At 71.9% G+C, this 14581-nt stretch carries 10 protein-coding genes; 8 read left to right on the forward strand and 2 right to left on the reverse strand.

The features are described from left to right. Positions 1-204 precede the first annotated feature (204 nt). Positions 205-2319 (forward strand): putative bifunctional diguanylate cyclase/phosphodiesterase, encoded by a 2115-nt coding sequence (locus E1300_RS20955; RefSeq protein WP_131758726.1) that lies wholly within the window; start codon positions 205-207, stop codon positions 2317-2319. Positions 2320-2698: 379 nt separating this feature from the next. Here E1300_RS20955 and E1300_RS20960 read toward each other — a convergent pair whose 3' ends face one another. Continuing rightward, complete coding sequence (locus E1300_RS20960; RefSeq protein WP_131758727.1) at positions 2699-2953, reverse strand: DUF6458 family protein; 255 nt, start codon at positions 2951-2953, stop codon at positions 2699-2701. Between the two features lie 409 nt (positions 2954-3362). On the opposite strand from E1300_RS20960, the gene gatC reads away from it, so the two are divergent. The 5 genes from gatC (at position 3363) to E1300_RS20985 (ending at position 8157) form a co-directional block, all read left to right on the forward strand. Then, a complete protein-coding gene (gene gatC, locus E1300_RS20965; RefSeq protein WP_131758728.1) occupies positions 3363-3662 on the forward strand; it encodes an Asp-tRNA(Asn)/Glu-tRNA(Gln) amidotransferase subunit GatC in 300 nt (99 codons plus the stop codon). 4 nt (positions 3663-3666) lie between these two features. Beyond that, positions 3667-5169: an Asp-tRNA(Asn)/Glu-tRNA(Gln) amidotransferase subunit GatA gene (gene gatA, locus E1300_RS20970; RefSeq protein WP_131758729.1), complete on the forward strand. Its 1503-nt coding sequence runs from the start codon at positions 3667-3669 to the stop codon at positions 5167-5169. Between the two features lie 14 nt (positions 5170-5183). Next, the gene (gatB, locus tag E1300_RS20975) at positions 5184-6668 is read left to right on the forward strand and encodes an Asp-tRNA(Asn)/Glu-tRNA(Gln) amidotransferase subunit GatB (protein WP_131758753.1); all 1485 of its coding nucleotides are present in this window, start codon (positions 5184-5186) and stop codon (positions 6666-6668) included. A 97-nt stretch (positions 6669-6765) separates the two neighbouring features. Continuing rightward, on the forward strand, positions 6766-7377 hold the full coding sequence (locus tag E1300_RS20980; RefSeq protein ID WP_131758730.1) for a Uma2 family endonuclease: 612 nt from the start codon (positions 6766-6768) through the stop codon (positions 7375-7377). Positions 7378-7467: 90 nt separating this feature from the next. Beyond that, positions 7468-8157 carry a DUF4253 domain-containing protein gene (locus tag E1300_RS20985; RefSeq protein ID WP_207399875.1) on the forward strand — a complete coding sequence of 230 codons (690 nt, stop codon included), beginning with the start codon at positions 7468-7470 and terminating at the stop codon, positions 8155-8157. On the opposite strand, the gene E1300_RS20990 is transcribed toward E1300_RS20985, so the two are convergent. Then, complete coding sequence (locus E1300_RS20990) at positions 8154-9242, reverse strand: PQQ-dependent sugar dehydrogenase (protein ID WP_131758732.1); 1089 nt, start codon at positions 9240-9242, stop codon at positions 8154-8156. The two genes, E1300_RS20985 and E1300_RS20990, sit on opposite strands and share 4 nt — an antisense overlap. 481 nt (positions 9243-9723) lie before the next feature. Between E1300_RS20990 and E1300_RS20995 the strand changes: the two genes are divergently transcribed. Beyond that, complete coding sequence (locus E1300_RS20995) at positions 9724-12585, forward strand: putative bifunctional diguanylate cyclase/phosphodiesterase (RefSeq protein WP_131758733.1); 2862 nt, start codon at positions 9724-9726, stop codon at positions 12583-12585. Positions 12586-12707: 122 nt separating this feature from the next. Then, entirely contained in the window at positions 12708-14576 is a 1869-nt protein-coding gene (locus E1300_RS21000) for an acetolactate synthase large subunit (RefSeq protein WP_278045372.1), read from the forward strand. The last annotated feature ends 5 nt before the right edge of the window (positions 14577-14581 follow it).

The raw sequence follows: 14581 nt of genomic DNA on the forward strand, positions 1-14581 counted from the left end.
GTACACTATGATTACCGACCGGTGCGAGGGAAGTACGGAAAGGGCATAACGGAACGTACGCAATCGGTTTCGCGAAGTTGAGCAAAGGCCGTACTCTCCCTGTCATCACGACCCACCTGAATGTTCGGACGTCTCGCGGGGCAGATCCCCCGCGGTCCGGGGCGTCCGGTGCCGGGGACGGCCCCCGAACCCCCCGAGGATGTGATGAAGGACCCGAACAACACGCGGAACACGGCGCCGCGCCGTGGCTCCCCGTTGTGGATCTACTTCGTCGTCGTCATCCTGCTCGGCGTCACCGCCTGCGGGATCGCGTTCTCCGGGGTGAGCGGCGCCGACCTCGACGCCCTCGCCCGCAACCCCGTCTTCTGGATCCTGGGCTGCTTCATCGTGTTCGGCGAGCTCCGGCCGATCATCACGCCCGGTTCCACGGAGAACAACGGCGCGACGACCTCCACGACGTTCGCGTTCGCGGCGCTGCTCTACGCCGGGCTGCCCATCGCCGCCTTCCTCCAGGTGATCGCCGTGATCACCTGCGGGATCTTCCGCAACCGCACGCCGCACCGCATCGCCTTCAACGCCGCCCAGTACACCCTCAGCCTCGCCGCCGCCCAATTCGTCCTCGCGCTCGCCGGCGACATGGCCCGCCCCACCGACCTCTGGGTGCCGGACGGCAAGGACCTGCCCGCCATCGCGGCCGCGGGCGCCGTCTACTTCGTCTGCAACGACACCCTCGTCGGCGCCGCCGTCGCCCTGCACGAGCGCGTCCCGCTGCTGAAGGCCCTCCGCTGGGACCTCGCCTACCAGGTCCTCGTCCACCTGGCGCTCCTCGGCCTCGCGCCGCTGATGGTCGTGGCGATGCACCGGTCCGCCCTCTTCGTGCCGCTGATCGTCCTGCCGTTCATCGCGGTCTACCTCAACGCCTCCGTCTCCGTCCGCCGCGAGCACCAGGCCCTGCACGACGGGCTGACCGGCCTGCCGAACCGCAAGCTGCTGATCGTCCGGACCGAGGAGGCCCTCGCCGAGGCCCGCGGAGCCGCACGCGGCGCCCCCGGCCACCCGTGGAGCGGCTTCGGCGCGTCCCGCCGCAGGCCCGCCGAGCCCGCGGACCGGCGCTCCGGCCTCTTCCTCCTCGACCTCGACCGGTTCAAGGAGGTCAACGACACGCTCGGGCACCCGACCGGCGACCGGCTGCTGCAACTCGTCGCCCACCGGCTCACCCACAGCGTCCGCCCCGGCGACCTCGTGGCCCGCCTCGGCGGCGACGAGTTCGCGGTGCTGCTCCCGACCGTCCGCGACGAGGCCGCGGCCCGCGAGGTCGCCGCCCGGCTCCGCGCCGCCCTCGGCGAGCCCGTCCGGCTGGACGGCATGTCCTTCGACCTGGAGGCCAGCGTCGGCATCGCGCTGTTCCCCGACCACGCCCCCGACTTCGAGCTGCTCCTCCAGCGCGCCGACGTCGCCATGTACAACGCCAAGGAGGCCCGCACCGGCGTCGAGGTCTACTCGCCCGGCAAGGACCGCAACTCCCCGGCCCGCCTCAGCATGCTCGGCGACCTGCGCCGCGCCATCGACCGCTCCGAACTCGAACTCTTCTACCAGCCGAAGATCTCCCTGCGGGACGGGCAGCTCGTCGGCATGGAGGCGCTGCTGCGCTGGCGCCACCCCGACAAGGGCCTCCTCGAACCCGCGGCGTTCCTCTCGGTCGCCGAGCAGACCTACCTGATGCGCTCCATCACCCACCACGTCGTCGACGCCGCGCTCGCGCAGACCGCCGCCTGGTGGCGCGAGGACCTCACCGTCCAGGTCGCCGTCAACGCCTCCGGCCGCGACCTCCTCGACACCGGCCTCACCGAGACCATCGAGGAGGGCCTCCGCGCCCGCGGCCTGCCCGCCGCCGCGCTCCAACTGGAGATCACCGAGCGGATCCTCATGAACGAGCCCGCCTACGCCTCCGACACCGTGAGCGCCCTCGCCGAACTCGGCATCCCGCTCAGCCTCGACGACTTCGGCACCGGCTACTCGTCGCTCGTCCGGCTGAAGCGCCTCCCGGTCGAGGAGATCAAGATCGACTCCTCGTTCGTCGGCCGCCTCACCACCTCCACCGACGACGCGGTGATCGTCCGCTCCATCGTCGACCTCGTCCGCACCCTCGGCCTCCGCTCCGTCGCCGAAGGCGTCGAAGACCCCCAGACCGCCCGCATGCTCCGCGACATGGGCTGCGACGCGGCCCAAGGCTGGCACTTCGGCCGCCCCATGGACGCCGCCACCGCCACCGACTGGCTCAGAAGCAAATCCGTAGAGCCCTCTGCGTCTTTCACATAGCAAAACCCTCGGCGGTCGGCGCTGGCGCGCCTCCCTTCAACGGGCTTTGCGGCGATCGCTGGCATCGCTCCGGCTCGCCTGGCGGCTCACTGCGCGATCAGTGCCTCGCAGGCTCGGCACTGGCTTCGCACGCGATCGCAACGTGGCGGTCGGTGATCACTCAGGCGACTACAACCCGCGGGTGGCTGGGCTCCGAACCGTGCGGCTCGGAGCCCGGCCACCCGTGGTCGAGCCCCGGGTGCTGCGCCTCTTGGCGCCTCTTGGCGCCACTTGGCGTCGCTGGGTGGCGCTGGGTGGCGCTGGGTGGCGCTGGGTCGGCGACGCCAGGGACAGCGGGGACAGCCAGGGGCAGCCGAGGGCAGCCGGGGAGGAAGCTGAATCAGTAGCGGTGGCGGGATTCGTAGGTGGGCGGGACGTCGTCGTAGTACTCCTCGCGGACCGCAGGCGGGCGGCGTTCCACCACCGTGCGGCGGGCGCTGGCGATGCGGATGATGCCGACCACCAGGCCGATCAGCCCGCCCACCATGAGGATCACGCCGACCAGCCGGATGTCGACGCCGCTGAACTCGTAGTTGACCGCATAAGCCAGGATCGCGCCGATGATGATGAGCGCGATGCTGCCGCCGATCGTCACGGCGGTCTCCTTTCGTCGTCCTGGAGGGACCACACCAGCGTTCCCCTGACGACGATTTGAAACGGCGCCCGCCTCCGGCGTTCCGGACAACGGTCCCATCGGTAACCTCAGGACGCGCCGACCCGAGCGTTGCGATCGCGTGCGAAGCCAAGTTCGAGCCTGCGAGAACTTGATCGCGCAGTGAGCCGCCAGGCGAGCCGGAGCGATGCCAGCGATCGCCGCAATGCCCGTTGAAGGAAGGCGTCCAGCGCCTGACGCCGAGGGCGTTGCAATGAACAGAGCGATCGCCGCAATGCCCGTTGAAGGAGGGCCCCCGGGGCCCGACGCCGAGGGCGTTGCAAGGAAAACACCTTGAGGGGGCCAATAGGATGACGGGGAACCCAACCGATCTCAGAAACGGTCTTCCAACATGTCCGCCATCACCCGTGACGAGGTCGCGCACCTCGCCCGGCTGTCCCGGCTGGCGCTCGGCGATGATGAGCTCGCCCATCTCGCCGCCCAGCTCGACCAGATCATCACCGCGGTCGCGCGGGTGCAGGAGGTCGCGGCGGAGGACATCCCGCCGACCTCGCACGCGCTGCCGCTGACCAACGTGTACCGGGCCGACGAGGTCCGGCCGTCGCTCCGTCCGGAGCAGGCGCTGGCCGCCGCTCCGGCCGCCGAGGAGCAGCGCTTCCGGGTTCCGCGGATCCTGGACGAGGAGGCCTGACCCCGTGAGCGAGCTGGTGAGGAAGGGGGCGGCGGAGCTCGGGGAGCTGATCGCCGCCGGTGAGGCGTCCGCCGTCGAGGTGGCGCGGGCTCATCTGGACCGTATCGCCGCGGTCGACGGGCAGGTGAACGCGTTCCTGCACGTGGACGAGGAGGCGACGCTCGCGCAGGCGCGGGCGGTGGACGAGCGCCGCGCGGCGGGGGAGGAGCTCGGCCCGCTGGCCGGCGTCCCCATCGCGCACAAGGACGTGTTCACCACCGTCGACATGCCGACGACGGCCGGGTCGAAGATCCTTGAGGGGTGGCAGCCGCCGTATGACGCGACCGTGACGCGGCGGTTGCGGGAGGCCGGGCTGGTCATCCTCGGCAAGACGAACATGGACGAGTTCGCGATGGGCTCGTCCACGGAGAACAGCGCGTACGGCACGACGCACAACCCGTGGGATCTGAGCCTGATCCCGGGCGGTTCGTCCGGCGGCTCTTCGGCGGCGGTGGCCGCTTATGAGGCGCCGCTGTCGACGGGGACCGACACGGGCGGGTCCATCCGGCAGCCCGCGGCGGTGACCGGCATCGTCGGGGTGAAGCCGACGTATGGAGGTTCGTCCCGGTACGGGATCATCGCGTTCGCGTCGTCGCTCGACACGCCGGGGCCGTTCGCCAGGAACGTGCTGGACGCGGCGCTGCTGCACGAGGCGTTCAGCGGCCATGACCCCATGGACTCCACGTCGGTCGACCGGCCCGTCCCGCCGGTGGTGGAGGCCGCGCGCCGCGCCGACGTGAACGGGCTGCGGGTCGGTGTGGTCAAGGAGTTCGCGGGCGAGGGCGCGCAGGCGGGCGTGACGGCGCGGTTCACCGAGGCGGTCGAGCTGCTGGAGTCGCTCGGCGCGAAGGTCGTCGAGGTGTCGTGCCCGCACTTCACGTACGCGCTGTCGGCGTACTACCTGATCGCGCCGTCGGAGGCGTCGTCCAACCTGGCGCGCTTCGACGCGATGCGGTACGGGCTGCGCGTCGGCGACGACGGCACCCGCAGCGCCGAGGAGGTCATGGCGCTGACCCGCGCGGAGGGCTTCGGGCCCGAGGTCAAGCGGCGGATCATGCTCGGCACGTACGCGCTGTCGTCCGGCTACTACGACGCCTACTACGGCAAGGCGCAGCAGGTCCGCACGCTGGTGTCGCGCGACTTCGACAACGCCTTCGAGCAGGTGGACGTGCTGGTCTCGCCGACCACGCCGACCACCGCGTTCCCGATCGGCGAGCGCGCCGACGACCCGATGGCGATGTACCTGGCCGACCTGTACACGATCCCGGCAAACCTCACGGGGAACGCCGCGATCTCGGTGCCGGTCGGTCTCGCGGACGGGCTGCCCGTCGGCCTGCAGATCATGGCGCCCGTCCTCGGGGACGACCGCGTCTACCGGGTGGGCGCCGCCGTCGAGCGCGCCCTGGAGGACCGTTGGGGCGGGCCGCTGCTGGCCCGGGCCCCGGAACTGGCGGAGGCATCCAAGTGACCGCTCCGACGCTGATGGACTATGACGAGGCGGTCGGCAAGTACGAGCCCGTCCTCGGCCTGGAGACCCACATCGAGCTGGGCACCGCGTCCAAGATGTTCTGCGGCTGCCCGACCACCTTCGGGGCCGCCCCGAACACCCAGGTGTGCCCGGTGTGCCTGGGGCTGCCCGGTTCGCTGCCGGTGACCAACCGCGCGGCGATCGAGGGCATCATCAAGATCGGTCTCGCGCTCAACTGCGAGATCGTCGAATGGTGCCGCTTCGCCCGGAAGAACTACTTCTATCCGGACATGCCGAAGGACTACCAGATCTCCCAGTACGACGAGCCCCTGTGCGTCGACGGCCACCTGGACGTCGAGGTCGAGGGCGAGACGTACCGGATCGAGATCGAGCGCGTCCACATGGAGGAGGACACCGGCAAGTCGTCGCACGTCGGCGGCACCACCGGCCGCATCCAGGGCGCCGAGTACTCGCTCGTCGACTACAACCGGGCCGGCATCCCGCTCGTCGAGATCGTCACGAAGCCGATCACGGCGACCGGTGAGCGCGCGCCCCTCGTGGCCCGCGCGTACGCCACCGAGCTGCGCGAGCTCGTCCGGTCCCTCGGCGTGTCGGACGTGCGCATGGAGGAGGGCTCCATGCGCTGCGACGTCAACGTCTCGCTCATGCCGCGCGGCGCCGCCGAGTGGGGCACCCGGACGGAGACGAAGAACGTCAACTCGCTGCGGTCGGTGGAGCGGGCCGTCCGCTCGGAGATCGAGCGGCAGGCGGGCGTCCTCGACGCGGGCGGCCGGATCGTCCAGGAGACGCGGCACTTCCACGAGGACACGGGCCACACCACCAGCGGGCGCAGCAAGGAGGAGGCGCAGGACTACCGCTACTTCCCCGAGCCGGACCTGGTGCCGATGGCGCCGTCCCGCGAGTGGGTGGAGGAGATCCGCGCGTCGCTGCCGGAGCTCCCCGCCGCGCGGCGCCGCCGCGTCCAGGCGGAGTGGGGCCTGTCGGACCTGGAGCTGCGCGACGTCGTCAACGCGGGCGCCGTGGACCTCATCGAGGCCACGATCGCCGCGGGCGCCGACGCGGGCGCGGCCCGGAAGTGGTGGATGAACGAGCTGTCACGCCGCGCCACCGAGCAGGGCGTGGAGCTGGCCGAGCTGCCGATCACCCCGGACCAGGTGGCCCGCGTCCAGGCGATGGTCGCCGCGGGCGAGCTGAACGACAAGCTGGCCCGGCAGGTCTTCGAGGGCGTCCTCGCCGGTGAGGGCACCCCGGACGAGGTCGTCGCCGCGCGCGGCCTCAAGGTCGTCAGCGACGAGGGCGAGCTGGCGTCGATCATCGACCAGGTGATCGCCGACAACGCCGCCGTGGCCGACAAGGTCCGCGCCGGCAAGGTCGCCGCCGCGGGCGCCCTGGTCGGTGCCGTCATGAAGGCCACCCGAGGCCAGGCCGACGCGGGCCGCGCCCGCGAACTCATCCTGCAAAAGCTCACCGCCTCGTGATCGCGTACCGGCGCCGTCCCGCAGTTCCGTCTGCGGGACGGCGCCGAGCCGTAGGCTGAGCAGGCCAGTACGGCTGAGACCTTGAGGGGTATGCCGAATGGCGGCGCTGCCGGACGATCACTGGTTGCTGGGCGTACGGCCTCAACCTGTGACCGCGGAAGAGTACGACGCCCTCCCCGAAGAGATCTGCAGAATGATCGAAGTCGTGGACGGGCAGGTCGTCTTCTGTGCGGCGCCCACCCGCGAGCACCAGAGGGCGGTGCGGCGACTCGCCGAACTCCTCGAGCGCCATGCCCGTTCGGCGGCGCAGCACGGTCACGGTTGGTTCGAGGTCGATTTCGACCTCGACCTCAGGCTTCAGGACGTGCCGCTCGTCAACCGGCGGCCTGACGTGGCCCTCTACCGCTGTCCGGAGCGAGGACAGCGCCTACGGGCGGACCAGGCTTTTCTTGTGGTCGAGGTCGTGTCTCCTGGATCCGAGACCTCGGACACGGCCGACAAGCTGGCTGAGTACGCCAGGGCGGCCATCCCGAGCTACTGGATCGTGCGGCTCGACGGCACCGGTGTCTCTCAGGTCGAGCGCTATCAGCTCGATCGCGCGGCTCGGCTTTACAAGCACGTCAACACCCTGATGAGGGAAGAGGGCGGCCTTCCTGAGGTGGGCAGCCCGATCCCGATCGTCATCGACTGGGCCGAGCTGGAGTACTGACGGGGTGTCGGGGGTGGGGGCTAGGTTGCTTTTATGGCTTCTGGGTCGTTTCCTTCGTTGCCGGACGGGTTGCCGGCGGGGCGGTTGATCGTGCCCGATCCCGGGTTCGGCGGGGACGCTGACCGGGAGGTGCTGTGGGTGTCGGACGAGCGGCTGCCCGATCTGGGCGGGCTGTGGTGCCGGCTATACGGCGAGCGGGAGCGGACGGGGCTGTATCCGCTGCTGCTGGACACGCTCCACGGGGATCCGGAGCGGCCCTGGCATGCCGGGGAGCTCGGGTACACGCCGGTGGAGGAGATCGACGCGCTGGACGCCGGGGAGACGCTCCAGGAGTTGCTCGCGGAGCACGAGAGGGAGTTGTGGACGGGTCTCGCGGCGCCCGGGGTCGAGGTGGAGGGTCCGGACGCGTGCGCGGAGATGGTGGCGGAGGCGTTCGCCGAGCGGTCGCGGTGGCTGCTGGGGCTGGTGCCGGCGGCGCGGGGCGCGGACGCGCTGTCGCTCGCCGGGTGGGGCGGGCCGTGCAACCACACGGGGACCGCGATGATCTCGGCCGTGGTGCGGTCCTGGGAGGAGCGGTTCGGGACCCGGGTCGTGGCGGTGGGGTTCGACGTGCTGGAGCTGTCGGTGGGGGCGCCGCCGATGACGCTGGAGCACGCGCGGGCCGTGGCGGTGGAGCATCTGGCGTTCTGTCCGGACAACATCTGGCAGGGCGTCGGGGACATCGGGAAGTACGCCGAGCGGCTCGTGGACTGCCCGCGGTGGGGGTTCTGGTGGGACTAGCCGAGCGGGACGACGAGGATGCGGTCGTCGTCGGGTGAGGGGTCGCCGCGGCCGTCGCGGTTGCTGGTGGTGATCCAGAGGGAGCCGTCGGGGGCGCGGACGGCGGCGCGGAGGCGGCCGTAGGCCGACTCGAAGCGGGCGACGGGCCGGCCGGCCTTGGGGCCGTCCAGGGGGACCTGCCAGAGGCGGCGTCCGCCGAGGGCGGCGGCCCACAGGGAGCCGTTCGCGTAGGCGAGGCCGGACGGGGACGCCTCGTCGGTCGTCCAGGTCAGCAGGGGGTCGGTGTAGCCGGATCGGTGGCCGATGCCCTCGACGGCGGGCCAGCCGTAGTTTCGGCCCCTCTCGATGCGGTTGATCTCGTCGAAACGATCTTGTCCGAATTCGGTGGCGAAGAGTCGCTTCGCTCCGTCCCAGGCGATGCCCTGGACGTTGCGGTGGCCGTAGGTCCAGACGCGGGTGCCGAACGGGTTGCCGGGCGCGGGGGCGCCGTCGGGGGTGACGCGCAGGATCTTACCGGCGAGCGAGCCGCGGTTTTGGGCCTTGCCGCCCTGGCCGGTCTCGCCGGTGGTGACGTACAGCATGCCGTCGGGGCCGAAGACGAGGCGGCCGCCGTTGTGGATGCCGCCCTTGGGGATGCCGGTGATGATCGGGCGCGGGGTGCCGAGGCGTCCGTCGTAGGTGGCCTTGACGACGCGGTTGTCGCGGGCGGCGGTGTAGTACAGGTAGATCGTGCGGTCGCGGGTGTAGGCGGGGGAGACGGCGACGCCGAGGAGGCCGCCCTCGCCTTCGGGGGCGACGCCCGGGACCTTGCCGATGACGGTTTTGCGGCCCGCGGGCGTGACGCGCAGGAGGCGGGCGCTGTCCCGTTCGGTGACGAGCGCGTCGCCGCCGGGGAGGAACGCGACCGCCCAGGGGACCTCCAGGCCGGTGACCAGGGTCCGCGGCGTGCCGGGCGCGGCGGTGGCCGTGCCGGACGTGAGTGGCGCGGGCGTGCTCGGGGCACCCTGATCAGGAGAGTCCGTGGACGAGGAGCACGCCGCGAGGAGCAGCGCGGCCGCGACCGGGACGATCAGATGCCATCTCATGTGAACGCCTCCCGTGTGTATTACGGACGCGGCGGGCCGTCCGTTCCAGGATGGCAGCACGGGGTGGCGGGATCACGTTCCTGAGGGGGACGGCGGGGATGTCGGGCGCACGGGAGGGGCGAAAATGGTCACGGTATGTGATGTGGGTCATGAAGGACGTTCGGGTTTCGGACGTACGGACTGGGCGCCGGATCGGGCCTTCGTCGCCGGGAGGACGCCCAGCCTCAATCGCTCCGTGACCTACGGAACGTACATTGAGCGACACGGTGATCCCGCAGTGCAGCAACGTCGCTGATTCCCGGCCGGCGCAGCCGACGCGCCCGCCGCCGCCCCGCGCGGACCGTGCGCGGGGCACTGTCCATGACCTTCCGGGCGTTATCCGAGCGACCGGTGAGGCCGTCGGACCCACCTCTCCTCCGGCGCGGCGCGGCGCCCGCGAGGAGCCGAGCGCTCCCCTCGGGGCAGGAAGGCACAGGACGCGATGAGCGGCGAGTACGCCGGGCGGATACCGCCGCGGGCGCTGCCGGTCGCCTTGGCCGCGGTGGTGGGCGTGCTGTACGCCGCCGGGTCGCTGGCGGGCTGGGGCGGCACGGCCTTCATCGCCTGGGCGGAGGCGGGCGCCGCGGGCGCCGCCGCCGTCTCGCTGCTGCTGTCGTCCCGCGTCCCGAAGGGCGCCGGGACGGCCCGGGCCCTCGCGGAGGGCGTCCCGGGCGGGATCTGGCGGGCCTCGTGGCGCTGGTACGGGATCGCGGCGTCCTGCTGGTTCGTGGGGGCCGTCGGCACCGCCGCGTCCGACCATGTGAGCCGCAGCGCGCTGTCGCTGTCGGTGCCCGACCTGTTCTACCTGGCCGCCGTCGCCGCGCTGGTGACGGGCCTGGTCGTGCCGATCAGGCTGTCCCGCGACGTCGGGACGTGGCTGCGGTACGCCGCCGACACCTACGTGTGCGCGTGCGCGCTGTTCGTCCTCGGGTGGGTCGCGCTGTTCGGGTCGCTGTACCACCAGACGGGGGAGTCGCCGTCGGAGTTCCTCCTGGAGCTGCTGTACCCGCTGATCGACACGGTGCTGGTCTGCGGGGCGCTGCCGTTCGTGCTGGGCGCCGCGCGGGGGCACCGGCGGCTGGCCTGGATGGGCTTCGGCGCGCTCGGGGCGTTCGCGGTGGCCGACGTCGTCACCACGGTCGTCCGGCTGGACGGCGGCGCGCCGAAGGACGATCCGGCCGACATCCTGCGGCTCGCCGGGCTGCTTCTGCTGCTGCTCGTGCCGTGGACGGGTCCCGCGGTGGCCTCGCGGGTGGCACCTGCGGAGACCGACGACATCCCCGAGGGAGTGGTCCCCGAGACCGCCGCGCCCGCGGACGACGGATGCGGGCGGATGATCGGGCCTGGGCTCGCACCGGCGGCGGTCGCCGCGGCGGCGGCGCTGTTCGTCGCCGGGCACTCGCTGACCGGCCGTAACGGCCTGGAGCCGGTGGTGCCGGTCGTCGCGGGCTCGGCGGCGCTGGTGCTGCTCGCCCGGCTGGCGGGCCTGCTGCGGGAGAACGACGCGCTGCGGCGGGCCGTCGACACGGGCGAGGAGCACTTCCGGGCGCTGTCGGAGAGCATCAACGACGCGGTTTTGATCTGCGATCTGGACGCCACGGTCCAGTATGCCAGCGCGGGTGCGCTCCGGTCGTACCGGTACACGTCCGAGGAGCTGCTCGGCCGCCCCCTGCACGAGATCATCCACCCGGAGGACCTGCCCCGCGTCCAGGACGTGTTCACCGAGTTCCTCGACGAGGGGGCCGAGGCCGACTCGCTGCGGGTGTCGTGCCGCGTCCGCGCCGCCGACGGCACCTGGCTGCCGACCGAGTCGACGATCTCGCGCTACGCCGGGACGGGCGAGGCGCCGGGGCGGCTGCTCGTCACCACGCGGGACCTGAGCGAGCAGGCGGCGCTCCAGCGGCAGGTCGCCCATCTGACGTTCCACGACGGGCTGACGGGCCTGCCGAACCGCTCCTATTTCGAGGAGCGGACGCGGGAGGTGCTGTCCCGGCAGCGGGCGGGCGGCAAGATCGCCGTGCTGTTCGTCGACCTGGACGGCTTCACGGCCGTCAACGACTCGGCCGGGCACGCGGCGGGGGACCAGGTGCTCGCCCAGGCCGCGCGGCGGCTGCGCGCGGCCGTGCAGGCCGACGACACGGTGGCGCGCTGGGGCGGGGACGAGTTCGCCGTGCTGGTGCAGCTCCCCGCCGAGGACCGGGAGACCCGGGCCGCGGTGGAGCTCGCGGGCCGGCTGCTCCGGGTGCTGTCGATCGACCCGTACCAGGTGGGCAGCAAGCACATCGTGCTGACCGCGAGCATCGGCATCGCGTTCTCCGGGGACGAGGAGCAGCCCGCGGCGCCGCTCGGCACCGGCGCGGAGGCGGGGCGCCGGCTCCGCCGGTCCGCCGCCGACCTGATCCGCAACGGCGACCTCGCGATGGCGCGGGCGAAGGAGCTCGGCGGCGGCCGGGTGGAGGTGTTCGCGCCGCACATGCACGCGGACGTCGTCCGCCGCCTGGAGCTCGGCAGCGACCTCCAGCGGGCGCTCGCGGAGGAGCAGTTCGCGGTGGAGTTCCAGCCGGTGGTGGACCTCCAGACGTCCCGGGTGACCGGGGTGGAGGCGCTGCTGCGCTGGTGGCGGGGCAACGAGTCGGTGCCGCCGGAGGAGTTCATCGGCCCGGCGGAGGAGTCGGGGCTGATGGTCCCGCTCGGCGACTGGGTGCTGCGGGAGGCGTGCCGCGAGGTGGCCCGCTGGCGGCGGGACGCGTGGGACATCGGCCTGTCGGTCAACTTCACCGCGCGGCAGATCGGCGCGCCGCGGTTCGTGGAGTCGGTCGCGGCGGCGCTGGAGGAGACGGGCCTGCCGCCGCAGGCGCTGACGCTGGAGGTGCGGGAGGAGGTGCTGGTCGAGGACGCGGGCCAGAACGTGGCGCGCCTGTCGGCCCTGCGCGACCTCGGCGTGCGGCTGGCGATCGACGACTTCGGCACCGGCTACGCCTCGCTCGCCTACCTCGGGCAGCTCCCGGTGGACATCATCAAGATCGACCCGTCGTTCGTGGCCGGGCTCGGCTCGGACGAGACGCTGACGCTGCTGACCCGCACGATCGTCCGGCTGGGACGCGACCTCGGGCTGACCGTCGTCGCGGAGGGCATCGAGCGGCCGGAGCAGCTCGAACTGCTCCGCGCGATGGACTGCCCGCGCGGCCAGGGGTTCCTGGTGGCGCGGCCGATGGCGGCGCCGCGGGTGGAGTCGCTGGTGCGGACGAACCTCCGGACGCAGGGGCTCCCCGGTGAGGTCCCGCTACCGCTCCCGGCGGGCTGACCGGGCCGCCGGACCATCCGCACGTCTCAACTGCTGAGACAATATGTCCAAGGATTTGACCAGCGGCCGGAAGTCGGCGAAAGTGAATGCCGTGCAGAGCACTTCCATCATCCTCGTAGTACTTGGTCGGCGCGCAGGCTGACCAAGCTCTCCGACCTGCGCGCCTCCCCTCGACCGCCTGCCGGCGGCGGGGGTTTTTTGTTGCCCGGCGAGCCAGACTCTCTCCCAAGGAAACGCAGATCATGACGACCGAACAGATGACGGGAGCCCAGGCGCTGGTCCGCGCCCTGGAGAACGTCGGCGTCGACACGGTGTTCGGCATCCCGGGGGGCGCGATCCTCCCGGCCTACGACCCGCTGTTCGACTCCAGGAAGCTGCGGCACATCCTCGTCCGTCACGAGCAGGGCGCCGGCCACGCCGCCCAGGGCTACGCGATGGTCACCGGCAGGGTCGGGGTGTGCATGGCGACGAGCGGCCCCGGCGCGACGAACCTCGTGACCGCGATCTCCGACGCCTACATGGACTCGGTGCCGATCGTCGCGATCACCGGCCAGGTCGCGACCTCCCTCATCGGGACCGACGGGTTCCAGGAGGCCGACATCGCCGGCATCACGATGCCGATCACCAAGCACAACTTCCTGGTCACCAAGGCCGAGGACATCGGCCGGACGATCGCCGAGGCGTTCCACATCGCGGGCACGGGCCGTCCCGGGCCGGTCCTCGTCGACATCGCGAAGGACGCCCTCCAGGCCACCGTGGACTTCACCTGGCCCGTCCAGCTCCAGCTCCCCGGGTACCGCCCCGTCACCCGGCCGCACTCCAAGCAGGTCCGCGAGGCGGCACGGCTGATCGTCGAGGCGGAGCGCCCGGTGCTGTACGTCGGCGGCGGCGTGCTGAAGGCCGGCGCGTCCGCCGAGCTGAAGGTGCTCGCCGAGCTGACCGGCGCCCCGGTCGTCACCACGCTGATGGCGAAGGGCGCGCTGCCCGACAGCCACCCGCTGCACATGGGCATGCCCGGCATGCACGGCGCGGTCGGCGCGGTCGGCGCCCTCCAGCGCGCCGACCTGATCGTCGCGCTCGGCGCCCGGTTCGACGACCGGGTCACCGGCAAGCTGGACGGGTTCGCGCCGCACGCGAAGATCGTCCACGCCGACATCGACCCGGCCGAGATCTCCAAGAACCGGCACGCGGACGTCCCGATCGTCGGCGACGCCCGCGAGGTCATCGCCGACCTGGTCGTCGCGCTGCAGAACGAGCACGAGGCGGGCCGCAAGGGCGAGTACGAGGACTGGTGGCGGCAGCTCAACGCCTGGCGCGACACCTACCCGCTCGGCTACGACACCCCGTCCGACGGGTCGGTGTCCCCGCAGTACGTCATCGAGCGCATCGGGAAGCTCGCCGGCCCGGACGCCTACTACGTCGCGGGCGTCGGCCAGCACCAGATGTGGGCCGCGCAGTTCATCAAGTACGAGCGGCCCGGCGCGTTCCTGAACTCCGGCGGCGCGGGCACGATGGGCTACGCCGTCCCGGCGGCGATGGGCGCCAAGGTCGGCGCGCCGGACACGCAGGTCTGGGCGATCGACGGCGACGGCTGCTTCCAGATGACCAACCAGGAGCTCGCCACCTGCGCGATCGAGGGCATCCCCGTCAAGATCGCCGTGATCAACAACGGTAACCTCGGCATGGTCCGGCAGTGGCAGACGCTGTTCTACAACGAGCGGTACTCGAACACCAACCTGCACGCGGCCAAGCGCATCCCGGACTTCGTCAAGCTCGCCGAGGCGTACGGTTGCGTCGGGCTGCGCTGCGACAAGGCCGAGGACGTCGACGCGGTCATCGCGAAGGCCATGGAGATCAACGACGCCCCCGTCGTGATCGACTTCGTCGTCCACCAGGACGCCATGGTCTGGCCGATGGTCGCCGCCGGCACCGGCAACGACGACATCAAGATCGCCCGGGACATGGCCCCCGACTGGGAGAACGGAGACTGACCCCG

This window comes from Actinomadura fibrosa (assembly GCF_900659615.1).
Taxonomy (GTDB): domain Bacteria; phylum Actinomycetota; class Actinomycetes; order Streptosporangiales; family Streptosporangiaceae; genus Spirillospora; species Spirillospora fibrosa.

Excerpts from the sequence above, each read along its gene's own strand:
- gatB (WP_131758753.1), top strand. The coding sequence starts at position 5,184 with ATGGACTATGACGAGGCGGTCGGCAAGTACGAGCCCGTCCTCGGCCTG.
- E1300_RS20980 (WP_131758730.1), top strand. The coding sequence starts at position 6,766 with ATGGCGGCGCTGCCGGACGATCACTGGTTGCTGGGCGTACGGCCTCAA.
- E1300_RS20990 (WP_131758732.1), bottom strand. The coding sequence starts at position 9,242 with ATGAGATGGCATCTGATCGTCCCGGTCGCGGCCGCGCTGCTCCTCGCG.
- E1300_RS20995 (WP_131758733.1), top strand. The coding sequence starts at position 9,724 with ATGAGCGGCGAGTACGCCGGGCGGATACCGCCGCGGGCGCTGCCGGTC.
- gatC (WP_131758728.1), top strand. The coding sequence starts at position 3,363 with ATGTCCGCCATCACCCGTGACGAGGTCGCGCACCTCGCCCGGCTGTCC.
- E1300_RS20955 (WP_131758726.1), top strand. The coding sequence starts at position 205 with ATGAAGGACCCGAACAACACGCGGAACACGGCGCCGCGCCGTGGCTCC.